The sequence below is a fragment of the Pseudomonas sp. Pdm06 genome (assembly GCF_014851795.1).
GTDB lineage: Bacteria > Pseudomonadota > Gammaproteobacteria > Pseudomonadales > Pseudomonadaceae > Aquipseudomonas > Aquipseudomonas fluorescens_AA.
In genome coordinates, this window is record NZ_JACVAH010000001.1 from 328,306 (window position 1) to 352,788 (window position 24,483).

Sequence of the window (24,483 nt, forward strand, 5' to 3'; positions counted from 1 at the left end):
GTGACGATGAATGTCCAGCTGGAAAGACGGGCGGCCCATCCCTTGCGTTTGAGCGGTCCATTGATCGAAGCGGCGTTGAGTGAGGTGGTGGTCGGCGAAATCTGTGAAGTGCGCCGGCATTGGCGTTCGCCCCAGGTCGCAGCCAGGGCGCAGGTCATCGGCTTCAAGCCCGGCGCGGTGCTGCTCAGTTTGCTGGGCGAGGCGAAAGGCTTGTCCCGGGAATCGATGATCGTGCCCACCGGCTCGACTTTGCAGTTGACGTGCAGTGACGCCTTGCTCGGCAGCGTGGTCGATCCCCAGGGCGTTATCGTCGAGCGCCTGGCGCCGTCGACGGCGGTCGCCCAGCGCGATTGTGCGGTGGATGCCGACCCACCGTCGTACCAGCAGCGGCGCCCGGTGGTGGAGCCGCTGCGCACCGGCATTCGCGTCATCGACGGCTTGCTGACCTGCGGCGTCGGCCAGCGTATCGGCATTTTTGCCGCCGCCGGTTCCGGCAAGACCACCTTGATCAACATGCTGATCGAACACACGGACGCGGAGGTTTTTGTCATTGGCCTGATTGGCGAACGCGGGCGCGAAGTCACCGAGTTCATCGAGCATTTGCGCCAGTCGCCCAAGCATTCCCGTTGCGTGGTGGTGTACGCCACGTCGGATTTTTCCTCGGTGGATCGCTGCAACTCGGCGCTGCAGGCCACCACCATCGCCGAGTATTTTCGCGACCAGGGCCGGCGCGTGGTGCTGTTGCTGGATTCGTTGACCCGCTACGCCCGCGCGCGCCGCGACCTGGCCTTGGCCGCCGGTGAAGCACCGGCGCGGCGGGGTTATCCGGCCTCGGTGTTCGATGCCTTGCCGCGCCTGCTGGAACGTCCGGGCGTGACCGCGTCGGGCAGCATCACGGCCTGGTACACGGTGCTGCTGGAAAGTGACGACGAGCCGGATCCGATCGCCGAGGAGATTCGCTCCATTCTCGACGGCCACGTCTACCTTAGCCGGGCCTTGGCCGCCAAGGGGCATTACCCGGCCATCGATGTCTTGCGCAGCGTCAGCCGGGTGGCGACGCAGGTCACCACGCCAGAGGTCCGGCAATTGGCGGCCGCGACTCGCGACACCCTGGCACGCCTTGAACAGCTGCAGGTGTTTCTCGACATGGGCGAGTACAGCCCGGGCGCGGACGCGACCAATGACCACGCGCTGCAACGTCGCGAAGCCCTCGACCAATGGTTGCGCCAGCCGACGGATCAATCCAGTGAGCCAGATGAAACCCTGCGGAGCCTGCATGAAATCATTGCTTGATCGACGACGCCTGCTGGCCTTCAGTCTGTTCCGCCGGCAACGCGGCGAGCAGGCCGTGTTGCGTGTCCAGCGTCAATTGCAGCCGCTGCGCCAGGAACAGTCCGCTTTCGAGGAACAAGAGGCGGCGCTGCAACGTTTGTTGAGCAGCCATCAAGCCAATGATTGTGTGCTGGATCACGGCCAGTTGTTGGCGCTGTTGCGCACCCAGGCGGTCATCCGGCGACGCATCGATCTGCTGCGTGTCGAGCGTGATCGCGTGGATCAGCAGTACCGGCAGGTCGAGCAACAGTTGCAGGCGCAGCGCGAGCAACTGCGTGGGCTGCAACGCAGACACGACAAGTATGCGCGCGGCGTCCAACAGCTGTTGCGTGGGCAGCGGCTTGAGGCGGTGCGCCGCGAAGAACGGGAGCTGGAAGAGATGATCGGAGTGCGGCGATGAACGAGGTCTTTGCAGTGCCCACGGGGTCGGTCCAGGCCCTGGAGCCCGTCGACGAAGGTCCGCTGGATGAGCTGCTGGACCAACTCGTCCCGGTGCAAGAGGATGAACTGCCACAAGGTGTGCTGGACCTGGTGACGGCGCTGATTCTGCCTCGGCGCCCCCTGATGGAAGCCGCTCGGACGTTGGCCTGGCAGGCGATGAAGGTGGGGCAGGAGACGCTGGCGGTTGAGCGCGATGAAGCCCGGCCGGTTGTCCGGGGCACGGAGGGGGTTGAGCCTGCTGGCAAACGGTGGGTTGCCAGGCAAACCCTGGCTTTTCCACAGGCAGGCGCGCCGTTCGGCTTGACCCAATACGCGTTGCCGCAACGCCTGGAGCCTGTGGCCTCTGGCGTCGATAAAGCGGCGGTGTCGGCATCGGTTGAGTCGCTGGCGGTGGAGCCTTTCACTGCACCCCGTCTCGACGAACAACCGTTGCCCCAGGCGCCGATGAGTGCTCAAGGCCCGCGCCAGACGCCGGCCGTTGCCCCAGCGGCCCTCCCTTCAGCGGCACTACCACCAGCGCCGCCAATGCTTGAGGTGATGGTCGAGGCGTTGCCGGACACGGGCCGGAGCGTGCTGCAAGTACCGTTCAATAGAGGTGCTGCCAGTGGACAGATAACGATTACCCGGGTGCCCGAAGAATCCACCCGGAGCCTGACGCTCAGCCCCAGCAATACCCTGGTGTTCGAGCAACTCAAGGCGCCTTTCGAACTGGCCCGGGAACCGGCCTGGCGGCTGGCCGACAGTGGCGGCGAGCAGTCGCGCCAGGGCTCGCATCAGGCGCCGGATGAGGAGCAGGACGAACAGGTCGAGCGTCCGGCATGAGCGCCTTGCCGCTACGACGGGTCGAGCCGTTGGCCCATGCCCAGGCCCAGGCGACTCAACGTTGGCGACGGGCCGGTCGTGGTACGGGGTTGGGCCAGGTGCCAGGGCATGACGGCTACTTGCGTTTTTGCGCCCACGGCGACGGCGGCCACTGGCAAGGGTTGATCGCGGCCCATGACTGGCTGTATCGCGCGCTTCCACAGTTGCAATCGTTACTGAAGGTGGAGACGTCGTTGATGAATATCGTCGAGTTGTTTCGGGCGCTGCCACGTCCCTTGCTGCTGGAGGTGGAGGAGCTGCAGTACCGGGCGTTGTCCGACATCGAATGCGTCGCCCCGGCGCGATTACCCACCTGCGAGCTGCCCTGGCTCGAAACCCCACGGGGGCGCCTGTGGTTGCTGCAACTACCGCCGACACCCGTTGCCAGCGAGCGCGTGGGTGTCGATTCATGGCTGGACGAATTGCCGTTGCGCCTGGAGTTGATGCTTGGCGTCAGCCACCTGAGCCGTGCCAGCCGGATGCGCCTGGAAGAGGGCGATGTCGTGCGCATCGTCCAGGGTTCTCAGCGCTGTTGGCTGGCCGACTACAGCCTTGGCACTTTCACCTTTACCCAGGAGGGTCTACACATGCAACCGAGCGTGACCGATGCCAATGCGGATAACCCGCCAGAAACCGACGCGACGATCGACCTGGGAGCGCTGCCGGTGCGCCTGGAGTTCCTGCTCCCCAGCCATGAAACCGACCTGGCCACGTTGTCGCGCATCATCGACGGGCAACTGATCCCGTTGACCGAGGACGCGGCGCGGCACATCGAGGTGCGGGCCAACGGCAAGCCGGTGGCCCGTGGGGAGCTGGTGCGGTTGGACGGTCAGTTGGGGGTCGAATTGCTCCAGGTCTATCGGGCCAGCGCCGATGAATGATGTCTCGCTGATCGCGCTGTTGGCGTTCGCGTCGCTGCTGCCGTTCCTGGTGGCGGCGGGCACGTGCTACCTCAAGTTTTCCATTGTGTTCATCATCGTGCGCAACGCGTTGGGCCTGCAGCAGGTGCCGTCGAACATGGCGCTCAATGCGATTGCGTTGATGCTGGCGATTTTCGTCATGACGCCGGTCATGAAGCAAGGCCATGACTACTACAAGCGCGAGGCGGTGGCCTTTACCGATATCGAGTCGGTGGTGAACTTCGCCGAGAACGGCCTGGGCAGTTACAAGGATTACCTGCGCACCTACACCGACCCGGAACTGGCGCAGTTTTTCGAGCGGGCCCAGGCGCTCCAGGATGAAACCGACGCGGACCTGCCTGCCGATGAAGAACTTGTGCCCTCGCTGTTTGCGCTGTTGCCGGCCTATGCCCTGAGTGAAATCAAGAGTGCCTTCAAGATTGGCTTCTACCTGTACTTGCCCTTCGTGATCGTCGACCTGGTGATCTCCAGCATCCTGCTGGCGCTGGGCATGATGATGATGAGCCCGGTGATCATTTCCGTGCCGATCAAACTGGTGTTGTTTGTCGCGCTGGACGGTTGGGCGCTGCTGTCGACCGGGCTGGTCAAGCAATACCTGACCTTGCTGGCATAGGCGCACCGATGAACGATCTGGTCTATGCCGGCAACAAAACCCTGTACCTGATCCTGCTGATGGTGGCCTGGCCGATCATCGTCGCCACCGTGGTCGGCCTGGTGGTCGGGTTGATCCAGACCGTGACCCAGTTGCAGGAACAGACGCTGCCGTTCGGTTTCAAGTTGTTGGCGGTGGCGGCGTGCCTGTTCCTGCTGTCGGGCTGGTACGGCGAAACGCTGCTGGATTTCAGTCGTGAAGTCATCCGCCTGGCGTTGAGCTAGCCGATGTCGGTGGCGTTGTTTTTCGACTTGTACGCCTGGTTCGCCGCAGCGGTCCTGGGTGTGGCGCGCCTGGCACCGATTTTTTTCATGTTGCCGTTTCTCAACAGCGGCGTGCTCACCGGTGTCCCGCGTCAGGCGGTGATTGTGCTGGTGGCGCTGGGGTTCTGGCGTTACATCGGTGTGCCCACAGCCGCTCTCGACAGCCTGGCGTTTCTCGGCCTGGTGCTGCGCGAGGCGAGTATCGGCGTGTTGTTGGGGATGCTGTTGGGCTGGCCGTTCTGGGTGTTGCACGCCATGGGCAACCTGATCGACAACCAGCGCGGGGCCATGCTCAGCAGCACCATGGATCCGGCCAACGGTGTCGACACCTCGGAACTGGCGAATTTTCTCCAGTTGTTTGCGGCGGCGGTGTATCTCGCCGGTGGCGGGATGCTGTTGATGCTCGAAACCGTTGGCCACAGTTATCGCCTGTGTGCACCGGTGAGCGGCTGTCAGCTGCACTTGCCGGCGGTCCTGGGGTTGCTGGATGCGCTGGTGAGCAAGACGCTGGTCATCAGTGCGCCGGTGGTGGCGACCTTGCTGGTCAGCGAGGCGCTGCTGGGTTTGCTTTCGCGCTATGCGCCGCAGATGAACGCCTTCTCCGTGTCGCTGACGGTCAAGAGCCTGGTGGCGTTGGTGGTGCTGATGCTGTACTTCGGCGTGCATCTGCCGGACGAAGTCTTGCGCATGGGCACGATGGCCGACGGCGTGGCGCAGGCGCTGGGCGGTGGGGAGGAGGGTGATGTCATCCAGCGCCTCGAAGACTGAGAAACCCACCGCCAAGCGCCTCCGGGATGCCGCCCGCAAAGGCCAGACGTTCAAGGCCAAGGACCTGGTCATCACCTGCCTGACCCTCTGCGGCATCACCTACATGGTGTTCAACAGCTCGTTGATCGAGATCATGGAGGTCTACCGGCGCATCATCGCCAGCGATTTTGACACGCAGCTGCAATCCTACTCGGCGATGCTGGTGCTGGTCGGTCTCAAGGCGTTGCTGCCGTTGTTGCTGGTGTGCGTGCTGACCAGTGCCTTGCCGGCCTTGCTGCAAAGTGGTTTTGCCTTGGCCAGTGAGGCGTTGAAGTTGAATCTGGGGGCGTTGAACCCGGTCAACGGTTTCAAAAAACTGTTCAGCCTGCGCACGGTCAAGGACACGCTCAAGGCGCTGTTGTACCTGGGCAGTTTCGCCACGGCGCTGTGGATCGTCTGGATCACCCAGCGGCAATTGATCTTCGCCCAACTGTTCGTCCAGGCACCGGCGCTGTTCGCGATCTGGGGGCGTTTGTTGCTGGTGTTGGTGCTGGCATTTCTCGCCTGTGTCCTGCTGATCGTCGTGCTCGATGCACTCAGCGAGTACTGGTTGTTCATGAAAGACCAGATGATGGACAAGGATTCGGTCAAGCGTGAACACAAGGAGCAGGACGGCAACCCACAGATCAAGGGGCGCCGCCGCGACCTGCACATGGAGCTGTTGTCGGAGCAGGTCAAGTCCGATGTGCGCAGCTCGCGGATGATCATCGCCAACCCGACCCACATTGCCATCGGCGTGTATTTCCGCCCGGAAATCACCCTGCTGCCGTTCATTTCCCTGATGGAGACCAACCAGCGTGCCCTGGCGGTCCGGGCGTACGCCAAGGAGGTCGGGGTGCCGGTGATCAACGACGTCGCTTTGGCCCGACGGATCTTCAAGACCCACCAGCGCTACAGCTTTTTGCAGGTGCAGGAAGTCGAGGAGGTGCTGCGCCTGTTGATCTGGCTGGAGCAGGTCGAACAGGCCTGAAGCCAAGCAAAGCCCCTGTGGCGAGGGAGCAAGCTCGCGCTGGGCCTGTAGGAGCTGTCGAGCGGAGCGAGGCTGCGATCTTTCCCCTGGCACTTGAGTCTCAAGCGAAAGATCAAAAGATCGCAGGCTTCGCCAGCTCCTACACAGCCCAGCGCGAGCTTGCTCCCTCGCCACAAAGGTATTGATGAGCGCAATTTGGCAGCGTGGCCTATCGGTGTTTTGGCCCAATGCACCGGTCAGCGACGCTGACGTTTTTTCAGGAGTGTGGCTGATGAGTCGTGACAACAAACAAGACGAGCAGGTGGCCCTGGACGTCGTCGACGCGGTGCTTGGTGGCGCAGCGTTGAAGGACGTGCAAGGCCTCAGTGACGAGCACATGGACAGTCTCTATGCCTTCGCCTTCCAGTTCTACGAACAGGGGCGGCTGGACGATGCCGAGAAGTTCTTTCACTTCCTGTGCATCTACGACTTCTACAACAGCCATTACTGGATGGGACTGGCGGCGGTGCACCAGCTCAAGCAAAACCACCAAAAGGCAATCGACCTGTATGCCATCGCCTTTGCCCAAGGCAGCAACGACTACCGGCCGATGCTCTACACCGGCCAATGTCATCTGGCCCTGGGCAAGGTCGGCAAGGCTCGGTTGTGTTTCGAGTACGTGCTTGAGCAAGCCCCGCAAGACGACCTGCGCGAGCAGGCCAAGGTGTATCTCGACACCCTGGCCCACATGGAACAGCACTGTTCGGAGGACTGAACATGAGTGAAATAAGGGCTACTTTCAACCCGGCGCTTCACGGCGCGATGAGCCGCAGCGAGGCCTTTGAAAAATACGCCGCGGCGGCCAGCAAGGCCGCTCGGACCGCGGACTTCCAGGAGGCCGGCCAGAAAGCGCTGGCGGACCTGATGTCAGTGAAATACGAAGGTCAAACCGGCACATCCGCCGCCTCTACAGGCCGGCCCATGCTACATGCGCCGCCACCGCGCGCCGATGGCAACAAACAGGAAACCAACGGCGACCTGTTCACCCTGTTGATGGCGATGATCAGCGAGCTGATCGGCGAGGTCGACGTCAAAAAGCTGAAAAATCGCCTGGCCATGCTGCAGAGCATGGCCGGCGCCAGGCAACAGGCCCATGAAAACCTGTCGGCTGAATACACCGCCGCCGTCGAGGCCATGACGGCGGCCGAGGGCAGCGTCGGGAGCAGCCAGGAACACCTCGATCAATTGCAGGAGCGGGTCCTGCATTTCCAGGCATTGCTTCAAGAAAGCGAGGCGCGACTGGCGCAGCTGGACCCGGAGTCCCCCGAATATGCCCAGGAGCTGGCCCGGCGCGACCAGATCCGCGGCGACTTGACCAGCCAGGTCCAGACCCTGCAGACCGCCACCGATGCGCATCTGAAACTGATCGAGGTCGCCAACGCCTGCGCGAAAACGGTGAGCGTGGTGTTCGGCAAAGTGCTGGTGTTCAGCGCCACCAGCTCGACCCCCAAGCAAACCGACGAAAAGGCCCTCAGCAGCAGTGCGCTGGCGCTATTGAACCGCTTGAAAATCATCGAGTTGCTCGGCGAGTCGGCGCAAAGCAAAGAGGAGCTCAGCCAGGAGCTGTTCCAGGAACTGCAAGCCAGGCTCCAGGCGCACATGCAGCGCGAGTCGGAAAAGTACCTGGAAGAAGTCCGCAAGGCCGAGGCCCTGCAAAAGACCATGGGCTGCATCGGCAAGATCGTTGGGGCGATCTTGACCGTGGCGACCATCGCTGCCGGTGTCTTGACCGCCAACCCGGTGCTCATCGCCGTGGGCGTGGTCGGTGCGGCCGTGATGATTGCCGACTCGGTGATCCAGGACAAAACCGGCGTGTCGTTCATGGCCGAAGCGATGAAGCCGCTGACCCTCGTCATGCAGGAAGCCATCAAGCTGTTCACCGAGATCTATACCAAGATGCTGATGGAGCTGGGTGTCGATGAAGACAAGGCCAAGGAAATCGCGCAGATCGCCGGCATGATCCAGGGCGTCGTTTCGACGCTGGCCGCTGTCGCGCTGGTGGCCGTGGTCGGGGTGCAGGTGATCGGGCCGATGGTCAGTGCCGTCGCCTCGAAACTGGCGTCGGTGGCCGCCCAGGCCGCGCCCGCCGCCATGCAAGCGATGAAGCAAGTGGCAAGCTCGGTCGGCAACACGCTGACCCAGATGCTCACCCAGTTGCGCGGCTTCATCACCAACGGTGCCGATCCGGTATTGCTGGCCCGTTATGCCGCCAACCTGGAAATCGCCCAGGCCGTCACTGAGTTCGGCCATGTCGCGGTGCAAGGTGGGCTGCAGATCAAAAGCGGCCAGCACCAGGCCCAGGCTGCCGTGCACCTGGCCGATGTGCGGGTACGCATGGCAATCAGCGAGGAAATCAGCGCCTACCTGACTCAGGTGGTCAGCAACTACGGCCAGGCGATGCAGGAACGAACTCGCCAGATCGAGCACTTGTTTGCCGATATGCAACGCAGCCATTCCGTCAGCCTGCAAATGGTCAGGCATGTTTGAAATCACGGACAACAGGTATCTACGATGAGCACTATTTACGTTCCAACCACCATCGCACCCCCTGTCATTGACCACGACCGGATCAATGACGCAGGGCTGAGCGAGTTGATCGCCCAAGAGCAATTTTCAAAACGCAAATCCCTTGAGGATTCGCCGATCCTGGACCAGATCGCTGCACAGCAAATCCTCCAGAACGGCCACTTCGCAGGCCCTTCGGCTGCGGAACTGGGAAGCCGGATCAACGCCTATCAGCCCACTGAATCGGACCAGGAGGACTTCGCTGAAGCGTTGTCGATGGTCAGCGATGACGTGCGCACTGACCTGGCATTTGACCCGGGCGCCTGGGAGAAACACGCCAACGTCCTAGTGGCCGCGATCATTGCCTTGAACGTCGCGCGGGTCGCCAATGCGCAACTGCGCGGTCACTTCAGCGTCATGGCCTCGGAGGCGGCAAAATCCCAGGGTGCGGCCATTGTCGAGTCGGGCCGGGCGGCGCTGAACAGCGCCATCACCGGCGCGGTGGTGTCCGGCGCCATAGCCGGGTTTGCCATGGTCAAGACCTTCCAGGGCCAGGCGTTGAAGCATGCCGACATCGACGTGAACCGTCGTAATGCCATGGATGCCGGCAACCTGGAACGCGACCTCAGGTTGGAGCGCGATCGCAATGAGTGGAACCCGCAGACCACCTACAAGATCAAGACCTTCGATGATTTCGCTCGGCCGAAAACGGTCGACTTCAAACCCAAGGGTTCGACACTGACGGACAAGGAACGTGCCTGGTTCGACGGGGAGATCCTCAAGGCCCAGAAGGTCGGCCAGACCTCCGACTGGTTGAGCCAGATGGGCAGCAAGGGGATCGAAAGGAAACTGGAAATCGGCCGCGCCCTCAGCGCCCTGTCGATGAGCTTCAGCCAAGTGGTCACGAGTATGGTGCGTCTGACCGAGTTCGCGGCGAAGGAGAAAGAAGTGCTGATGCAAAGTGCGCAAAGCAGCCAGAAGAGCCTGGCTGATGAAGTCAGCCAGAGGGATGGGGCCGACGCGGCGCTGCTGCAAAAAATGATGGACACGGTGATGCAGATTTTCCAATCCCGTAGCGATGGCATTCGTGCCGTGACGGCGTGAAGGAGCGAGGCCTATGGAAATCACTCAATCTATTCGTTCGCCTATCGTACTGCTGCCGAACGTGGAGGCCGTCACCGATGCAGCCCCGCCTCCAGACGTACCGGCTGAGATTCAAACGGTCAGTTCCCTGACGAATCTGCTCGATCGGTCCATGAACGCAATGAACCGCAGCCTTGGTCATCTGCTCAAGTGCCCGTCCATCATCGCCAAGCCAGTGCAGGGCGATGCCGCCGAGTCCACGACGCAGCACCTCGTCGCGGAGTTTGTCGAACTGATCCACGCCAAACGTGATCGAGCACAAATGTGGGCCGTACAGGTGCGCCAGTGCGTTGCCGTAATGAGCCACAGCCAGGGCACCGGGCTTTTGGACAAAAGCCAGCGCCAGCAACTCATTGACGAACAAGGCAAAATCCTCCGGGCCCTCCAGGAACACCTGGAGCAGGCCAAGCCCCTCGAGATCGCCGAGGCCTTGGATGCGACGATAAACTCATCGAACGATTTCTTCGACAAACTCCTTGAGCTGATCGACCTGATCAAGAACGGCTACCTCGCCGGCTACGAGCACATCATCTCGGCTTATTCGGATTTCTTCTCCGACTTCAACACCGAAATCACCGCGATGATGAAGGATTGGGTCGAAGGGGTTAACGACGGCAAAGAGGTCGAGTTAAGTGCGGGCCCGTTGCGCGAGGCACTGGAAAAACTGATTGCAAAATATTCCCTGCCCAACCCGGCTGCCATGCTTTTTCCGGCACCCCCCGATACCGGCGCGAGCAAGGAAGACGCGGAAAAATGGCTCAAGGCGCTGGGCCTGCCTGAGAGTTGCCTTCAGCAGAATCCCAAGCCGAACGGGCCCTGGTGCGTGGTCATCGACATCGGGCCTTTGAATGTGATGCACGAGGGGCTGAAGGATTATGGCGACAAGGTAAAGCTCGATACGGCCGCATTCAACGCCTGGCAAACCGGCTTCAACGCCCAGGAGGAACTTCTGAAAAACAGATTGCAGTCCTTCACGCAGAAGTATTCGAACGCCAACGCTTATCATGACAACTTCAATAAGACTTTATCGGCGCATTTGAATCAGTATGCGGATATGTTGAAGGCGATGTTGAATTTTTAATGGTGAGAACCTATGGGGAGTGAATATGTCTGTTGCTGAGACAACTACTGAGTCTAAGGTAATAAGGCTGTTGGCTGGGTATTTTTCGAAGGCACACCAAAAAATAAGCAGCAGTTCGCGGCTGGTGGAGGATTTGAATGCTGACTCTGTCGATATAGTAGAGGTCGTGATGATTGTGGAGGAGACCTTTAACGTAGAACTGTCGACGAGTCAGGTGGCGGAATGGAGGTCTGTGGTCGATATCGTCAATTCAATTGCAGGTGACAAGAAGATACAGGCTGTCATTGAAAACCAAGGGTGCGCCACGGCTAAAAATACATGAATGAACGGGTGGCCTGATCGATTTTGAACGATTGGCCACTTTCAAATTAATGGAGGCTGAAGTCAGCCAGAAATGCAGGGCTGCTTCATAGTGTTCTTCAACGGTTCGTTATAGATGGTTATGTTCTACAATCCTTTATCATTCTCTCAAAATGTCCATCAAGAACTTAGCTCGCTGGTCCGTGATGCACTGACCGTACTGAGGATTCCAGACTATTTGTTGCAGGATTTTGACTCGCACTCAACCATCGCTATTGATATGGGTGAGGAGCGGTCAATTAATGTTTCACTGGTCGATGATCGTCTCTTCATCTGGTCGTTCATCCCGATGGGCGAAGAATTATTGATAGAAAATGCCAGGCTTATCATGCCCGTCATTACAAGTGCAATGGATTATGTTGAAACGGGTAATTTAACATTGGGTAAGTGCAACGATGGCTTCGAATTAAAGGCGTTGATTGATCCGCTTGCGCTAGTTGAAAATAAACTCAACCAAATCATCCATGATTTTCATGATGCATTGGAAGTAATATATAACTGCCGATGATGGCGAGTATTTAATTCTGAAAAACAGCGTCAATCACTCCACTCCACTCCACTCCACTCCACTCCGCGCAGGGTGAGCCGCTGTCCACTATATTATCAATACGACAAGGATATAGATGATGACCCAAGTGCAAGCATCGCAACGTTCTATCGCTATTATATCGGCTGAGCAAAGTCATCAGCGCAATCAGACCCTAGTGGTAAGAGCAGTGCATAACACTCAAGACTCGCCGATGCGCAGAACACTGGACGCCTATGGCATAGATGATACTCGGGGAACGTTAAGCCAGCTAAATCGGGAGAAATACCATGTATTGGTTAAAAAAGACCGCTCAGGTGCCCCTGATTTAACCCTCGGCGCCTATGTATCCAAGCAGGACGAAGACGGCTATGGCAACTTTAACTGGTTAAATCCAAAGGGGCTTATCAAGTATCAAACCAAAGATGTTGCTGTCATCACCTTCACGAGCAAAGATCAGTTGACACAGCTCAGTGCTACCTATTCGGAGACTCCCTTGCCGGGTTTTCTCATCAAGACACTCAATGCAGAAGACTGTCTGGATACTTTTCTCAATCGCCGGAATGCGAGCTTGGCTGAGTTTATCGCGCCGGTCGATCTCACGCAGCATGGCTATCTCATTATGCCCAATTCACCGTACTGTGATGCAAATGTGTTAGATACTTATGTCAATGCTCCTGAGACACTCAAAAACACTAGGCATGGCGTCATTTTGGTTACCTATGCAATTCATCCAAGTATACATTCCGCATTTCTAGCGGCGCGACATCATCCCTCTGGCCCCATAAGGCTTGAAGCAAGCCAGCAGACGTCACAAAGGACGATCGACGATAAAACAAAGCTTGAGTCCTTGACCAGTATTCTAAGTTTAAAGCAGGAGCATCTTCCGCAACTCGAAAAATTGCGGGATGGGACGTTGCAACATCTTCGCGATGTTTACGCCGTCAATGAACATGATAACGTCAAAATGTTCTTTCATTTCCCCGTTGCAGAAAAAACCGCCACGCTTCACTTGCACACCTGGGTCAACAAAGGCGATCACCCGCTGAATGAACCAAGGTCTTTCGATCTCGATGCGATCATTACGCACCTTGAGTCTGGAAAAGACATCGGGGATCTTGTTCTTAGTCGTAACGAGGGGTCCTATTTCATACCTACCTCGGACTCCATCAAGGATATTAGCGGCATTCCATTTAAAGGTCTGCGCGACAATGCTTTAAACCTTCCTTTGTAATGTATGTGTGGCCATAGTCTTGCCGGTGCAGTGCGCTCAGGTACGCCTTGGCCATTGAGGCAGCCAGCGCACCTGTCATTTGTAGTATGACAACCACAGGAGCTTACTAATGACTTCAATTCAGGCATTGCAGTGTTCTGCTGCGACTATGCTCGCCGACTCAAGTCAGTCCCGCCATTTGGACCTGGATGTACAGGCAGTACGTAACTCGCAGGTCAACCCGAAGACGCATAAAGCTTCTGCGATCCGCAGAACATTGGATGCTTATGGGATAGATGATAACCGGAAAACTCTGAGCAAATTGAATCAAGACAAGTATCATGTTTTGATCAAGTCAGACGAATCAGGCGTCATTGATTTTAACCATGGTGCCTACATATCCAAAAACCTTGAAGACGATTACGGCAGCTTCAGATGGCTAAACCCAAGAGGTTTACAAAAATATCAAACGGATGACTTGGCTCAAGTGACGCTGACAACCACTAACCTGGCACAGCTCCAGCAGACGTACAAAGATGCAAACGTCACCCAGTTTCTGGTTGAGCTGCTGTACGGCAACAGCCGGGAGCCAAGCGATAAGGTATACAAAGAGGTGTACAAAGAAAATCCCGATGTCTTCCATTACTCTGCGCCGTTGGGAACGGGCAATGGATTCCTCATTTATCCGAATATCCCCTACATGTCGCAAACTTACACCGCTGGACAAGTCACGGATCTGCCCACTAGACCGGAAGGCATCCAGCTGACGGCTTGGGCTGTTCATCCAACGGCACCACAGAATTTGATCCAGGAAATCAACGGTGATCTTTCAATAGGACAAATACCGTCCAATCAGAAGATAGAGTTGCATCAGCATCGTGCGGAGTTAATGACGGGGGTAAAGTCATTAACCTCTATATTGGATTTAGAGCAGGGTGATGTCGAGATGCTGGAAAAGCTCAAGCTGGACAGTTTTCAGCATCTCGTTGATACCTACGGGGTGTCTGCTGAAAAAGATAAAATCAGTTTGTTTTTTCATTTCCCGGTAGCCCCCTCAACTGCTACCTTGCACCTGCATATTTGGGTCAACAAAGGGGATCATCCCTTGAATGAATCGCGCGCATTTGGCATTGATGAAGTCATTCATCATTTAAGACAGGGTGAGACTATCGATACGTTGATATTGTCCAGAAACGATGGCCAGTTCATATTGCCAACCAAAGATATGTTACACAAGATCAAAGGCATGCCTGAAAGTAAAACACCGAGGCCTGCCGATTATCGCGAGCTTAAGCTGCCTATCGGAATTGAGAACAGATAGTATTAATTCGCAGGTGCCCTTGTTCACTTGAGGTTCAGTGGGCACCATCGCCTTCAGGGATCCTTTTAAGTAGCTTTGCATTGCTGGCCGACTTCACTTTGCTGATTTTGAAAGCGCTTTTTCCTACGGCTACAGGCGTGATTTCTTCAGCTAAATAGGCGTGCCATCCTACGGAATCCCCCCACACATCTTCCTATAGTCACGCAGCTCGCCATCCCGAGCCTGTCCCGACAGGCTCGATCGCGCTTCAGTAACTTTCTATAGAGAAGTTTCAAAGTATGGACAGTGCAACTGATCAACCGCTGGTCAAGTCATTCGTTTTTGACCACTGGCTATTGCAAAGCGATGGAACGCTGATGCGAGATGGACAAGGAGTTCATGTTCCACCCAAAGAGCTGCATGTACTGCGTCTGTTGTTGAAGTCGGCGGGTACGGTCGTCGGCAAGGATTATCTGCTGGACCATGTCTGGCCCCGGATGGATGCGGCGGAGGAGTCGTTGACCCGTTGTATCTACGCATTGCGCAAGTTGTTCAAGGAGAACAAAGGCTACATTTCGACGGTTTACGGCCAGGGTTATCGGTTCACCGGTTCCGTGGTCGAGCTCGACGTACCGAGCGATGCGAGGGCGGTGGCGCCTTCGCTGGCGGTTTTGCCGTTTCGCAACCTGGATGAAACAACGGCGCTGGATCTGCAGGATGTGATGATCCGTCAGTTGACCACGGCATTCGGCGAGGCGTTACATGTCATCCCCTCGGGGTTGATCGCGGGCTACGGAGCATCGAACGATGTACGGTCGTTGGTCGGGCGCTTGTCGGCGGATTACTGCTTGAGCGGGCGTTCTATCGGTTCGGGCGAACAGCGGCTCTGGTCGGTCGAGTTGATTCGCGGCAGCGACCAGGCCTTGCTGCACGGTCAGACGCTGGATGCCTGGGATCCGGGGGAGGCGCTGGGTGCATTGACATGCCTGGTTGCCCAGCACGTACCGGGGCTGCGCCCTGTCGGTGATCGCTGCGGGTCCTATCCGGTGGCGGTGGCGTATCTCAATGGGTTGTGCAGCGTGCAACAGCACACGGTGCAAAGCCTGCGCGATGCCCAGGTGCTGTTCAGGCAGTGTTTGAAACTCGACGCCGGGTACGCGCCGCCCTGGTGTGGTCTGGCGGATGTGTGGCTGGGGCAGGCGATGATGGGCCTGGGTGACCCGGAGCGCGCGATCGAAGAGGCGCATTCGGCGGTTTCCAGTGCGTTGGCGCTGGACCCCGGCAGCATCCCGGCGTTGACACGCCTGGCGTTGCTCACCAGTTTGCGCGGCTGCGAGCAGGCGGCCCAAGTGCTGTTCCGGCGCTGCCTGTTGTCGGCCGATCAGGCGGACGTGCTGTATTTTCATGCCTGGCATCACTGGTTCTGGCAACGCAACGAGCAGGCGCTGCAAATGCTTGACCAGTGTCTGGCGCATGATCCGGGTTGTGTCCGGGCGCAGATCTTGCGGGTGCGCATTCATGAACAGCCGGTGTGGCTCCGCGAGAGACGCCTGGCATGACGCGGCGCAGCAAACCGTGGTTATGCCTGCCGGTGTGTCTCGGCCTGGGGTTTGGCATGGCCCAGGCGCACGCCTGGTGCTGGAGCAAGGCGGGACAATTGCACGCCATCGAACCCGAACTGCTTCAAGCGATTGCCGAGGTCGAGTCGGGCCTGCGCTCGGATGCCATCCACCACAACCGCGATGGCACCCGCGATATCGGGCTGATGCAGATCAACAGCATCCATCTCTCACGGCTCAATGCCCAGGGCATTACCGAACAACGCCTGCTGGACGATCCTTGCCTGTCGGTGGAGGTCGGGGCGTCGGTGCTGGCCGGGTTCATCACCCGTTATGGCTATAACTGGACGGCGGTCGGTGCCTACAACGCTGGCAATTCTCCCCATCGCCAGGCTGCGCGGCTGCGCTATGCGCGCAAGGTCTGGCAGCGCTATCAAGTGTTTACCCAGGCCCGACGATGACCGCGCCATGACCAGGCCGGCGCAGGATTCTGATCGTTTGCCGCACGCTATCGGCAGAATCCGATCAGGAAGCCGGCGGCCGGCCTTTCTACCATGGCAGCTCATTTGACTGCCCTGGAGCCTGGACGGTGACAGTCCTGACAGCCCCCACGCCACAGCCCTGTGTCCTACGGATACTCAATGGTCCCTTGCAGGGCTGCGAGTTCCCCCTGGGCGAAGGCACGACCCTGTTCATCGTCGGGGCGATGGATGGGCTCGCAGACGGTTCACATTCAGCCAGCGTGCCGGTGGATGCCGTCTTCGTGCCCCTGGAGGACGGCGGGTGCAATTTCGAGGTGCTGGCCGATCAGGTCACGCCGGACGGTTTGCCATTGCGGCTGCTCGGCGATCCTGTGCAAGTCCGGCAGTGTGCCTTCCAGGCCAGGGTGCGGATCGGCGGCCTGCACATCGCCTTGCGTCCTGAAGACCAGCCTTGGGCGCCGGAGTTGCTCGATTCGCCACTCGACGCCCGGGCTGATGTTGGCGCGCTGCCGGGTGGGCGCCGACGGTGGCTGCACGGGATTGGCGGCGCTCTGGCGCTGACGGTAGCGGTCGTCGCGATCAGCCTCTGGTCGATGCCGACGCCTGCGCCTGAAGCCGATGTGCGTGCGCTGATGGCGGGCGCCAGTGCGCAGGTTCGGGTGCTGCGCGGGCGTGATCAGGGCGTTTATGTCTTTGTGGCGTCCGAGCGCGATGCCGGCTGGAGCCGGCAGGTGCTGACGCGCCACGCCTCCTTGAGTGGGCACGTGCGGGTAATGGACCAGGAGCGGAGCCGGCTGGAGCAGGTGCTGGTGGACCATGATCCGCAACTGGCCTGGCATTTCCTCGATCTCAAGGACCCGTCGGTGCCGCGGCTGCTGCTCAGCGCGCAACGCAATCTGCTCACGCCGGACCAGCAGGCCAGGCTGCTCGAGACCTTGCTCGCGGCGGCGCCGTATGCCCGCGATGTCGTGCTGCAAGTGCAGGATGACGCGTTGCTCGCCGATCTGGCCCAGGGTGGTTTGCAGCGTCTTTCGCTGGCCTTCAGTCGAGTCGAGCATGGGAACAGTGTCACGTTTGCCGTCGCGGGCGATCTGCAGGATGCCGAACTGGCTGCCGCCCGCCGGTACGTCGACGATTTTTACCGGCAGTGGGGTGGCCGCTACGTGCATTTCACTGTCGAGCTCCGGGACGACGGGCTCAAGGGCAAGTCGTTCCAAACCGGCCCGCAGGGCTACGTCAAGACGAGCGCTTCGTCCTGGCATTTCTCCAACATGCAGAGTGAATAACGAATGCCTGGTATCCCGATCATGTTTCCCTTATTCCCCGATGACTTTCTCGGCGAGCAAGCCGTTGCCTTCGAGCTTGGCGCCCAAGGCCTGAAGGAGGCCTTGGATCAAGCACTGGTGGACCTCAAGGCGGATGCCTCGGACCCTGGAAAACTGGCGGCCTACCAGACCGCGTTTTCCTCCTACACCGTGTTCCGCAACGCCCAGACCAACACGATCAAGGGCTTCAAGGATATCGACATGGCGATCATCCAGGCGGCTCGCTGACCCGTTCTCTTTCAGTTGGCCGTCGCTCATGACGATGGCCTTTTTCATGAGTGCATCGTATGTCCATCCAAGCTGTTTCCCCGTCGGTCAGTGCACGCTCGGCCTTGATTGAGTTGCGCGGCCCGCAGGAAGGTCCGGTCGTGTCACTGGAATCGCGAATGATCGAATTGTTTGCCGGTTCCGCCGTCAATAGCGAGCAAGAGGTCTCGGCGATCAATCAGTTGATGCAACGGCCGGACGTCACTCACCCCGAAGTGCTGGCCCACCTGCAGGAGTTGACCGGGCAGTACAACGTGGAGATCAATCTGCTCAACGTGCTGGTGCGCAAAGGGGTGAGCACGGCAGAAACCTTGTTGCGTGCGTCATGAAGCCAGGCCTGTGGGGACTGCTGTTGTGCCTGGCGCTGGCGGGTTGCCGTCAGCCGAACCTGCTGGAAGGGCTGGATCAGCAGCAGGCCAATGAAGTGCTTTCGGTGCTGCAGCGCAACAATATCGCCGCGGTGAAAGTCGACGCCGGCAAGAACGGTTATGCGGTGAAAATCGATCAGTTGGATTTGCCCGCCGCCGTCGATCTGCTCAACCTGTATTCATTGCCTTCCCGGCCACGCCTGCAGGTGGCCGAAATGTTTCCCGCCGATTCCCTGGTGGCCTCGCCCCGTGCGGAAAAGGCCCGGCTGTATTCGGCGTTGGAGCAGCGCATCGAACAGTCGCTGGGTGTGCTCGAAGGCGTGGTGTCGGCACGGGTCCACGTCAGTTACGACCTTGATGCGGGCGAAGGTGGGCGCAAGCCGTCGCCCATCCACCTTTCAGCGGTGGTGTTGCATGAGCGCGATGTCGAACCGCAGTTGCTGATCACCGACATCAAGCGCTTTCTCAAGAACAGTTTTGCCGCGGTGGCGTACGAGAACGTTTCGGTGGTGCTGTCCAAACGCTCTGCAACCCAGCATGTCGCGCCGTCGGTGGTCACGACGCGGCGGCATTCGCCGTGGCCGTGGTGGTTGGCGGCGATTGGCGCGGTGCTGGTGGCCGGTGGTGGCGCTTGGTTGTATCGCCAGTCAACTGCAAGGCCGCGTGATGTCGGACCTTGAGTGTCTGGAACGCATCCTCGCCGAGCCTTTGGCCTACCTGCACCCCCAGCGCCTGGTCGTACCGACGGGCTTCGAGGGCGATGAGGCCCGCGATCTGCTCAACCGGATCGTCCTCGAGGGGCTGGCACTGCAAGGGCCGTGGCCTTCGCTGCCGTTGACCGGCGTGGTGATGCAATGGGTTCGTCATTGGCGGCAATTGCCCTACATCGCCTCGCTCATGGGCGCCTGTCGTTTGCGCGCCGAACTGGCGTGCGGCGCGGCGCTGCTGGGCCTGCCAGGCTCGGTTCGCCGATTCGCCAGCTTCAACCTGGAGGCTCGGGAACGCCTGGCGATCGAATGTCCGCCGGTTTCGCTGGAGCAGGTACAAGCGGCCGGCCTCAACGCATTATGGGGCTGGCACGGGTACATCCCGTCCCCGCTGCTCGAACGCCTGGACTTGCAGTTCTGCGAGGCGGTGGTTCACCTGCACCGGCAATGGCCCGTCACGAAACCTGATCCAACCTTGTTCTTTTTGGCGGTGCAGCATGCTCGACTCCATCCGAACCCTGACTGACGTGCCCGTTGGCGAAGACGTGCACCTGGCTCGCGAAGACATCGCCGCCGCCCGCCGCCGTCATGCCTTGCAGCTCGAGGCCCGGCGCCGGGCACGGGCCTGTGTCGAACAGGCTCACCGCGAGGCCGAGGCGGTGCAGGCCCAGGCGTTTCAGCAAGGCTACGCCGAAGGCATCCTGCGGGCGAGCGGGCATCTGGCCGAGGCGTTGTTGAAGACGCAAACCCTGGGACAGCAATTGCGCAACGCGCTGGCCCAGGCCAGTCGTGAGCTGCTTGCGCAAGCCTTGAGCCGCCCCGAGTGGTTGGATGAGCTACTGGCGCGGTGGCTGGCCGGGCAACCGGGTGACTCGGGTGCGGTCCTGCACCTGTTGTTGCCACTGCATTGTCGTGGGCGCTGCCATGCGTTGCGCGAAAGCGTGGGCAGGCAATGGACCGGCGAGCTGATTCTGGAATATCACCCGCAAGATCGCTATGTGCTGCGGCTGGGGGATCAACTACTGGAATTCGATGTCGAGGCGACCCGGGAACGGCTGGAGCCCCGGTTGTTGGCAAGCCTGGCCAACCTGCCCGAGACCGTGCACTCCCTGGATCAGGCATCGAGACAGGCGCTTGCAGACCTGTGTGCAAGCTTCATCGAATCCGCGTCAACCGGCGCTGCCGAGGTTCGCCATGAAGATTGAATCCATGACGGTTTCCAGCCTGCTGGATCGCGACGGGAATTCATCGGTCCAGACGCTGGAGTCGCGGTTGCTGGCTGCCCGCGAACAGGCACCGGACGGCAAGCGTCCGGATCCTGAATTCGAGCACCTGTATCAATTGCTGTTGGCCATGGAAGGGCAGGGGGAAAAGGCGATCCATGCGTTTTTACGCACGCTGCGCGGGCCGGATGGCACGACGGCGGCGTATCCCACTGCCCAGGCGTTGCTGGCGATCACGCTGCAGGTGTTGGTTCGATTGAAGGATGAGGGGCTGGAAAAATCGCAGCTCTATAAAGAAGTCAGCGGTGCCAATGGCCTGGCGTTCGCGATGGATCTGTTCACCAAAAGCTTTATGCGCGATGTGTTCCAGCCGATGGGGGATGAGGCGTGGGAGAAGACTGAGTGGTGAGGCTGGGCCGCACCCTGTCGGCCAACGGAGCACGACCGAAACGAGCATGGTTTTTTGTGGCGAGGGGGCTTGCGCCCTCGCCACGGTCAGCCTGTATGCCAGGCTAGGCCGATGCGCTTTGGGCCTCAGGGGTTTTTTGGCGCGGCGGTGCGTGCGTTGACGTAGGTCGTGCCGGGACGGACAACGAACACCACCATCGCGACTACTGTGTTGACCATATGGTCGACCATTTCTTTTGAAATGGGCAGGTCTGAAAAGAATCGGGATGCGGCGATGACGGTGGCCGTGATGATCTGGCCTATGGAGGTGCGTATCGCATTGGTGGACAGGAATTGATTGGCCACCTGCTCGGCAGTGGGTATTCGTGCCGAGATCGAGTTGACACGAAAACCTTCTTCGGAAGGGTTTTCCTGTAGGGTGTGCATTACTTGGCCCAGGATCACTTGGCCGAGGACATCGGCAGCGCCGTTGTAGCCCCCCCGCGCTGCATCGTCTTTCAGTATCGGGGTCAGGGATTCGACAATTTGTGCGGCTCGGGCCTCAATCGGCAGATTTGCGTCGAAGGGCGTATTGGCTTGTTGTTCCACCCAGGCCGAGAGTTGAAAGGCAAAGCTTTCCGGTTCTGAGGCCGGGGGCGTTCTGCCTTGCGCCATGACATAACCGGGCCCGGAGTGCGGCGCGGTGTAGTTCATGCCGGTGAAGGACAGGAATTGGAACATGGCGTTCAGCGCGCCTGCTGCGGCCGTGCCGCCGGGGTTGGGTTTTGCGTTGTCGCCCGTGGGGAAGAACAGGTTCACCAGGTCTTGGGCAAACGTGTAGAACGCCATTTGCGTGCTGAAGGATGCCAAGGCCGGCAGCGCGGTTGGCACGATTACGGCGGCTGTCAGGGCCATGGCCGAGACCGCGAGGGTGATGGAGCGAGCCATGCGCGTTTCGGCGTTCGCGGTGCCATTGCACTCGTCCCTGATGGCGCCGAGGATGTTCAGCAAGGGGCCGATGCTCTGGGCAACGACGCCGATCACACTGCGGGTCAGTGGCGAAGCCGCATTGGATTGGAGGGTTTTCTCCAGGGCGAAGCCGACCAGTTGCCTGATCACCGTGAGGGTGCCGGTGACCAGGCCGGTGCGCAGGCCGGATATGGTCAGGTTGGCGGCCCAGCGCCCGAGATCGCCTTCGAATTCGTTGTTGAGCAGTTTGCCCAGTTGTTCGCCGAGGTATTTCAGAATGATTTGGCCGCGTTGTATGAACGAGTCTGAATCTGACGAGTGACTTGAGTCTTCGAACAGCGCCAAGTCGGGAATATCCAGAGAGACATCGTCAGGGGATGCTGAATCGTCAGAGGTGCCGGTCATCTGCACGACGATGGCGTCGATGAATTGCTCAGTGGCGTTGTCGGCGCTATTCCTTTGCTCGGTAATGATTGCATTGAGCGCATCCTCGACGCTCATCAGCCCGAGCGTCACGTCTTGCGCTGAAAGCGGGCTTCTCTGCTCGGCAGGAATGCCTTCACTGAGTATCTCTATAACGGTGTCGGTGTCGGTTGAGCGCCGTTCGATATCGATGACGTTGTCCTGTTTCTGAGCGCGAACGGAGTCGTTTGGCGTGTATTGAGCTACGGAGGCGCCTGAAGGTAAGGCAATCATTTTTTGATCCTGCGTGACGAAAGGGCTACTGGGTGGCTGCCATTGCAGCTGCATCGCTCTTTTGCAGGCTTTTGGCGCTTGCAACTATCAAATAACGCTCCGAGGCAAAGGGGCGCGGCGCGGCGGCGCAAAGATGGCGCCCGGAATAAGCGGTTCTCGCCGCTGACGCTCCTGCTCGGTATAATCGCGTCACTTTTTATTCCCCAGAGTCAAACCCACCCATGTACACCCTGGCCCGTCAGCTGCTGTTCAAACTTTCCCCGGAAACCTCCCACGATCTGTCCCTGGACCTGATCGGCGCGGGCGGACGTTTGGGCCTCAACGGTTTGCTGTGCAAGGCACCGGCGAAATTGCCGGTGACGGTCATGGGCCTGGCGTTTCCCAACCCGGTCGGGTTGGCGGCGGGCCTGGACAAGAATGGTGCGGCCATCGACGGGTTCGCCCAGTTGGGTTTCGGTTTCGTCGAAATCGGCACCGTTACCCCACGACCCCAGCCGGGCAACCCCAAGCCACGGATCTTCCGCCTGCCGCAAGCCGAGGCGATCATCAACCGCATGGGTTTCAACAACCTGGGTGTAGACAACCTGCTGGCTCGCGTCGCAGCGGCCAAGTACCAGGGCGTGCTGGGCATCAACATCGGCAAGAACTTCGACACGCCAGTGGAGCGGGCCGTTGACGACTACCTGATCTGCCTGGACAAGGTCTACGCCCACGCCAGCTACGTGACCGTCAACGTCAGCTCCCCCAACACCCCGGGGCTGCGCAGCCTGCAATTCGGTGATTCCCTCAAGCAATTGCTGGCCGACCTGGCCCGGCGTCGCGCGGAACTGGCGTTGACCCACGGCCGGCATGTGCCACTGGCGATCAAGATCGCCCCGGACATGACCGACGAGGAGACTACCCAGGTGGCCCAGGCCCTGATCGAGACGGGCATGGACGCGGTGATCGCCACCAACACGACCCTGGGGCGCGAAGGTGTCGAAGGGCTGGAGCACGGTGACGAGGCGGGTGGTTTGTCTGGCGCGCCAGTGCGTGACAAGAGCACCCACACCGTGAAGGTGCTGGCCGCTGAATTGGCGGGGCGCTTGCCGATCATCGCGGCGGGCGGGATTACCGAAGGCAAGCATGCCGCCGAGAAGATCACCGCCGGGGCGAGCCTGGTGCAGATCTATTCGGGCTTTATCTATAAAGGGCCGGCGCTGATCCGTGAGTCGGTGGATGCCATTGCGGCGTTGGGTTGATCAGCCGCGCCTTGAAGTCTGAACAGACCCCTGTGGCGAGGGAGCTTGCTCCCGCTAGACTCTGTAGGAGCTGGCGCAGCCTGCGATCTTTTGATCTTGATCGTTCGCTCTCGACTCAATTGTCTGGAGCAAGATCGCAGCCTCGTTGCACTCGGCAGCTCCTACAGGGCGCGGCCCAGCGGGAGCAAGCTCCCTCGCCACAAAGGTGCTCGCAGCTCAGGCAATGACATGAACCCCAGGCATTAAAAAGGGCTCCTCGAAGGAGCCCCCTGGGCCGTAGCCCGCCGTCCGGATGGGACGTGCGTGGTTAAATCGATATGGGTGTCAAATTGTCGAGTTCTTGAGTATTAAGCCCTGTGTCAGCCGACGGCGTGAAGTTCGTTGAGTCTGTGGATACCCGCAGTGCCGGTCATACCGTCCCAGTTGTCGCCGCGTCCTTCTCGCCAGCCATTGATCCAGGCTTGACGTACCGACGGTAGAGTAAAGGGGCAAAGCTCACGGGATTTACCACCAACGCCATATTGGTAACCACGTAAAAATGCTCTTTCCAACGGATCACGCTTAAGTCTTCTCATAGGGTGTTGCCCTCACTTGTTGACTGTTACTTAGCGTCGACCTCTATCGAGGCCGGGGCAGAATCATTCTGCCGTTGGTGGCTCGTTGCCGGCGTGACGAGCCGAGGTGTTGACGCCGTTGCGACGTCAACCTGTGTTGAGTTCTAACCAAAGCGTCACAGGGATGGAATGATCGTTTTGTCATAAGCACGTAACAATAAAGATGTTAGGGCGATAAGTAACTTCATGTTCGTTGACCGCTTTTGAGCAAGACCCCTGTATGATCGGCCCT

Annotated in this window: 28 protein-coding genes; 26 read left to right on the forward strand and 2 right to left on the reverse strand. The window is 59.4% G+C overall.

The features are described 5' to 3' along the window. Nucleotides 1-6: 6 nt before the first annotated feature. The 25 genes from sctN to IB266_RS01555 all read left to right on the forward strand — a co-directional run bounded on the left by sctN (nucleotide 7) and on the right by IB266_RS01555 (nucleotide 20,753). Complete coding sequence (gene sctN / locus IB266_RS01435) at nucleotides 7-1,293, forward strand: type III secretion system ATPase SctN (protein ID WP_192259705.1); 1,287 nt, start codon at nucleotides 7-9, stop codon at nucleotides 1,291-1,293. Then, entirely contained in the window at nucleotides 1,277-1,732 is a 456-nt protein-coding gene (locus tag IB266_RS01440; RefSeq protein WP_192259708.1) for a type III secretion protein, read from the forward strand. Before sctN ends, IB266_RS01440 begins: the two co-directional genes overlap by 17 nt. Next, nucleotides 1,729-2,595 carry a type III secretion effector protein gene (locus IB266_RS01445; RefSeq protein ID WP_192259710.1) on the forward strand — a complete coding sequence of 289 codons (867 nt, stop codon included), beginning with the start codon at nucleotides 1,729-1,731 and terminating at the stop codon, nucleotides 2,593-2,595. Before IB266_RS01440 ends, IB266_RS01445 begins: the two co-directional genes overlap by 4 nt. Continuing rightward, nucleotides 2,592-3,515 carry a FliM/FliN family flagellar motor switch protein gene (locus tag IB266_RS01450; protein ID WP_192259712.1) on the forward strand — a complete coding sequence of 308 codons (924 nt, stop codon included), beginning with the start codon at nucleotides 2,592-2,594 and terminating at the stop codon, nucleotides 3,513-3,515. Before IB266_RS01445 ends, IB266_RS01450 begins: the two co-directional genes overlap by 4 nt. Beyond that, on the forward strand, nucleotides 3,508-4,167 hold the full coding sequence (locus IB266_RS01455) for an EscR/YscR/HrcR family type III secretion system export apparatus protein (RefSeq protein ID WP_192259714.1): 660 nt from the start codon (nucleotides 3,508-3,510) through the stop codon (nucleotides 4,165-4,167). Before IB266_RS01450 ends, IB266_RS01455 begins: the two co-directional genes overlap by 8 nt. A gap of 8 nt (nucleotides 4,168-4,175) precedes the next feature. Continuing rightward, nucleotides 4,176-4,430: an EscS/YscS/HrcS family type III secretion system export apparatus protein gene (locus IB266_RS01460; RefSeq protein WP_014337351.1), complete on the forward strand. Its 255-nt coding sequence runs from the start codon at nucleotides 4,176-4,178 to the stop codon at nucleotides 4,428-4,430. Nucleotides 4,431-4,433: 3 nt separating this feature from the next. Next, a complete protein-coding gene (gene sctT / locus IB266_RS01465; protein WP_192259716.1) occupies nucleotides 4,434-5,237 on the forward strand; it encodes a type III secretion system export apparatus subunit SctT in 804 nt (267 codons plus the stop codon). Next, nucleotides 5,212-6,246 carry an EscU/YscU/HrcU family type III secretion system export apparatus switch protein gene (locus IB266_RS01470; RefSeq protein ID WP_192259718.1) on the forward strand — a complete coding sequence of 345 codons (1,035 nt, stop codon included), beginning with the start codon at nucleotides 5,212-5,214 and terminating at the stop codon, nucleotides 6,244-6,246. The genes sctT and IB266_RS01470 overlap by 26 nt, the downstream gene beginning before the upstream one ends. Nucleotides 6,247-6,517: 271 nt before the next feature. Next, nucleotides 6,518-7,000 (forward strand): type III secretion system translocator chaperone SicA, encoded by a 483-nt coding sequence (gene sicA, locus IB266_RS01475; protein ID WP_060738471.1) that lies wholly within the window; start codon nucleotides 6,518-6,520, stop codon nucleotides 6,998-7,000. 2 nt (nucleotides 7,001-7,002) lie between these two features. After that, entirely contained in the window at nucleotides 7,003-8,772 is a 1,770-nt protein-coding gene (sctE, locus tag IB266_RS01480) for a type III secretion system translocon subunit SctE (protein WP_192259720.1), read from the forward strand. Between the two features lie 24 nt (nucleotides 8,773-8,796). Continuing rightward, a complete protein-coding gene (locus IB266_RS01485) occupies nucleotides 8,797-9,894 on the forward strand; it encodes a cell invasion protein (protein WP_192259722.1) in 1,098 nt (365 codons plus the stop codon). A gap of 13 nt (nucleotides 9,895-9,907) precedes the next feature. Continuing rightward, nucleotides 9,908-11,014, forward strand: a complete 1,107-nt coding sequence (locus IB266_RS01490; protein WP_192259724.1) for an IpaD/SipD/SspD family type III secretion system needle tip protein — start codon at nucleotides 9,908-9,910, stop codon at nucleotides 11,012-11,014. 25 nt (nucleotides 11,015-11,039) lie between these two features. Next, the gene (locus IB266_RS01495) at nucleotides 11,040-11,336 is read left to right on the forward strand and encodes a phosphopantetheine-binding protein (RefSeq protein WP_192259726.1); all 297 of its coding nucleotides are present in this window, start codon (nucleotides 11,040-11,042) and stop codon (nucleotides 11,334-11,336) included. 114 nt (nucleotides 11,337-11,450) lie between these two features. Then, on the forward strand, nucleotides 11,451-11,882 hold the full coding sequence (locus IB266_RS01500; protein ID WP_192259728.1) for a hypothetical protein: 432 nt from the start codon (nucleotides 11,451-11,453) through the stop codon (nucleotides 11,880-11,882). 118 nt (nucleotides 11,883-12,000) lie between these two features. Further along, entirely contained in the window at nucleotides 12,001-13,134 is a 1,134-nt protein-coding gene (locus tag IB266_RS01505) for a hypothetical protein (RefSeq protein WP_192259730.1), read from the forward strand. 109 nt (nucleotides 13,135-13,243) lie between these two features. Next, nucleotides 13,244-14,434 (forward strand): hypothetical protein, encoded by a 1,191-nt coding sequence (locus tag IB266_RS01510; protein WP_192259732.1) that lies wholly within the window; start codon nucleotides 13,244-13,246, stop codon nucleotides 14,432-14,434. 356 nt (nucleotides 14,435-14,790) lie between these two features. Next, nucleotides 14,791-15,972 (forward strand): winged helix-turn-helix domain-containing protein, encoded by a 1,182-nt coding sequence (locus IB266_RS01515; protein WP_225613371.1) that lies wholly within the window; start codon nucleotides 14,791-14,793, stop codon nucleotides 15,970-15,972. Further along, nucleotides 15,969-16,433 (forward strand): transglycosylase SLT domain-containing protein, encoded by a 465-nt coding sequence (locus IB266_RS01520; protein ID WP_175459446.1) that lies wholly within the window; start codon nucleotides 15,969-15,971, stop codon nucleotides 16,431-16,433. Before IB266_RS01515 ends, IB266_RS01520 begins: the two co-directional genes overlap by 4 nt. A 128-nt stretch (nucleotides 16,434-16,561) precedes the next feature. Beyond that, complete coding sequence (locus IB266_RS01525) at nucleotides 16,562-17,740, forward strand: PrgH/EprH family type III secretion apparatus protein (RefSeq protein ID WP_192259736.1); 1,179 nt, start codon at nucleotides 16,562-16,564, stop codon at nucleotides 17,738-17,740. A gap of 21 nt (nucleotides 17,741-17,761) precedes the next feature. Next, nucleotides 17,762-18,007 (forward strand): type III secretion system needle filament subunit SctF, encoded by a 246-nt coding sequence (sctF, locus tag IB266_RS01530; protein ID WP_371914564.1) that lies wholly within the window; start codon nucleotides 17,762-17,764, stop codon nucleotides 18,005-18,007. Nucleotides 18,008-18,066: 59 nt separating this feature from the next. After that, nucleotides 18,067-18,375: a type III secretion system inner rod subunit SctI gene (sctI, locus tag IB266_RS01535; protein WP_060738462.1), complete on the forward strand. Its 309-nt coding sequence runs from the start codon at nucleotides 18,067-18,069 to the stop codon at nucleotides 18,373-18,375. Beyond that, on the forward strand, nucleotides 18,372-19,094 hold the full coding sequence (locus IB266_RS01540; RefSeq protein WP_103308500.1) for an EscJ/YscJ/HrcJ family type III secretion inner membrane ring protein: 723 nt from the start codon (nucleotides 18,372-18,374) through the stop codon (nucleotides 19,092-19,094). The genes sctI and IB266_RS01540 overlap by 4 nt, the downstream gene beginning before the upstream one ends. Then, a complete protein-coding gene (locus IB266_RS01545) occupies nucleotides 19,081-19,647 on the forward strand; it encodes a secretion system protein (protein WP_192259738.1) in 567 nt (188 codons plus the stop codon). Before IB266_RS01540 ends, IB266_RS01545 begins: the two co-directional genes overlap by 14 nt. Then, nucleotides 19,619-20,326: an oxygen-regulated invasion protein OrgB gene (locus tag IB266_RS01550; RefSeq protein ID WP_192259740.1), complete on the forward strand. Its 708-nt coding sequence runs from the start codon at nucleotides 19,619-19,621 to the stop codon at nucleotides 20,324-20,326. Before IB266_RS01545 ends, IB266_RS01550 begins: the two co-directional genes overlap by 29 nt. Beyond that, entirely contained in the window at nucleotides 20,316-20,753 is a 438-nt protein-coding gene (locus tag IB266_RS01555; RefSeq protein WP_225613372.1) for a hypothetical protein, read from the forward strand. Before IB266_RS01550 ends, IB266_RS01555 begins: the two co-directional genes overlap by 11 nt. A 125-nt stretch (nucleotides 20,754-20,878) precedes the next feature. On the opposite strand, the gene IB266_RS01560 is transcribed toward IB266_RS01555, so the two are convergent. Beyond that, complete coding sequence (locus IB266_RS01560; protein WP_225613373.1) at nucleotides 20,879-22,396, reverse strand: hypothetical protein; 1,518 nt, start codon at nucleotides 22,394-22,396, stop codon at nucleotides 20,879-20,881. Between the two features lie 221 nt (nucleotides 22,397-22,617). Here IB266_RS01560 and IB266_RS01565 point away from each other — a divergent pair, with 221 nt between their 5' ends. Next, nucleotides 22,618-23,637, forward strand: coding sequence for a quinone-dependent dihydroorotate dehydrogenase (locus IB266_RS01565; protein WP_060738457.1), 1,020 nt, complete (start codon nucleotides 22,618-22,620; stop codon nucleotides 23,635-23,637). 359 nt (nucleotides 23,638-23,996) lie between these two features. Here IB266_RS01565 and rmf read toward each other — a convergent pair whose 3' ends face one another. After that, nucleotides 23,997-24,212, reverse strand: a complete 216-nt coding sequence (rmf, locus tag IB266_RS01570; protein WP_003223300.1) for a ribosome modulation factor — start codon at nucleotides 24,210-24,212, stop codon at nucleotides 23,997-23,999. Nucleotides 24,213-24,483: the final 271 nt, after the last annotated feature.

Excerpts from the sequence above, each read along its gene's own strand:
- IB266_RS01445 (WP_192259710.1), top strand. The coding sequence starts at position 1,729 with ATGAACGAGGTCTTTGCAGTGCCCACGGGGTCGGTCCAGGCCCTGGAG.
- IB266_RS01455 (WP_192259714.1), top strand. The coding sequence starts at position 3,508 with ATGAATGATGTCTCGCTGATCGCGCTGTTGGCGTTCGCGTCGCTGCTG.
- IB266_RS01565 (WP_060738457.1), top strand. The coding sequence starts at position 22,618 with ATGTACACCCTGGCCCGTCAGCTGCTGTTCAAACTTTCCCCGGAAACC.
- IB266_RS01540 (WP_103308500.1), top strand. The coding sequence starts at position 18,372 with ATGAAGCCAGGCCTGTGGGGACTGCTGTTGTGCCTGGCGCTGGCGGGT.
- sctT (WP_192259716.1), top strand. The coding sequence starts at position 4,434 with ATGTCGGTGGCGTTGTTTTTCGACTTGTACGCCTGGTTCGCCGCAGCG.
- sctI (WP_060738462.1), top strand. The coding sequence starts at position 18,067 with ATGTCCATCCAAGCTGTTTCCCCGTCGGTCAGTGCACGCTCGGCCTTG.
- IB266_RS01555 (WP_225613372.1), top strand. The coding sequence starts at position 20,316 with ATGAAGATTGAATCCATGACGGTTTCCAGCCTGCTGGATCGCGACGGG.
- IB266_RS01485 (WP_192259722.1), top strand. The coding sequence starts at position 8,797 with ATGAGCACTATTTACGTTCCAACCACCATCGCACCCCCTGTCATTGAC.
- IB266_RS01510 (WP_192259732.1), top strand. The coding sequence starts at position 13,244 with ATGACTTCAATTCAGGCATTGCAGTGTTCTGCTGCGACTATGCTCGCC.
- IB266_RS01450 (WP_192259712.1), top strand. The coding sequence starts at position 2,592 with ATGAGCGCCTTGCCGCTACGACGGGTCGAGCCGTTGGCCCATGCCCAG.
- IB266_RS01490 (WP_192259724.1), top strand. The coding sequence starts at position 9,908 with ATGGAAATCACTCAATCTATTCGTTCGCCTATCGTACTGCTGCCGAAC.
- IB266_RS01440 (WP_192259708.1), top strand. The coding sequence starts at position 1,277 with ATGAAATCATTGCTTGATCGACGACGCCTGCTGGCCTTCAGTCTGTTC.
- IB266_RS01505 (WP_192259730.1), top strand. The coding sequence starts at position 12,001 with ATGACCCAAGTGCAAGCATCGCAACGTTCTATCGCTATTATATCGGCT.
- sctE (WP_192259720.1), top strand. The coding sequence starts at position 7,003 with ATGAGTGAAATAAGGGCTACTTTCAACCCGGCGCTTCACGGCGCGATG.
- IB266_RS01495 (WP_192259726.1), top strand. The coding sequence starts at position 11,040 with ATGTCTGTTGCTGAGACAACTACTGAGTCTAAGGTAATAAGGCTGTTG.
- IB266_RS01460 (WP_014337351.1), top strand. The coding sequence starts at position 4,176 with ATGAACGATCTGGTCTATGCCGGCAACAAAACCCTGTACCTGATCCTG.
- IB266_RS01470 (WP_192259718.1), top strand. The coding sequence starts at position 5,212 with ATGTCATCCAGCGCCTCGAAGACTGAGAAACCCACCGCCAAGCGCCTC.
- sctF (WP_371914564.1), top strand. The coding sequence starts at position 17,762 with ATGTTTCCCTTATTCCCCGATGACTTTCTCGGCGAGCAAGCCGTTGCC.
- IB266_RS01520 (WP_175459446.1), top strand. The coding sequence starts at position 15,969 with ATGACGCGGCGCAGCAAACCGTGGTTATGCCTGCCGGTGTGTCTCGGC.
- IB266_RS01500 (WP_192259728.1), top strand. The coding sequence starts at position 11,451 with ATGGTTATGTTCTACAATCCTTTATCATTCTCTCAAAATGTCCATCAA.
- IB266_RS01545 (WP_192259738.1), top strand. The coding sequence starts at position 19,081 with ATGTCGGACCTTGAGTGTCTGGAACGCATCCTCGCCGAGCCTTTGGCC.
- rmf (WP_003223300.1), bottom strand. The coding sequence starts at position 24,212 with ATGAGAAGACTTAAGCGTGATCCGTTGGAAAGAGCATTTTTACGTGGT.
- sicA (WP_060738471.1), top strand. The coding sequence starts at position 6,518 with ATGAGTCGTGACAACAAACAAGACGAGCAGGTGGCCCTGGACGTCGTC.
- sctN (WP_192259705.1), top strand. The coding sequence starts at position 7 with ATGAATGTCCAGCTGGAAAGACGGGCGGCCCATCCCTTGCGTTTGAGC.
- IB266_RS01560 (WP_225613373.1), bottom strand. The coding sequence starts at position 22,396 with ATGATTGCCTTACCTTCAGGCGCCTCCGTAGCTCAATACACGCCAAAC.
- IB266_RS01550 (WP_192259740.1), top strand. The coding sequence starts at position 19,619 with ATGCTCGACTCCATCCGAACCCTGACTGACGTGCCCGTTGGCGAAGAC.
- IB266_RS01515 (WP_225613371.1), top strand. The coding sequence starts at position 14,791 with ATGCGAGATGGACAAGGAGTTCATGTTCCACCCAAAGAGCTGCATGTA.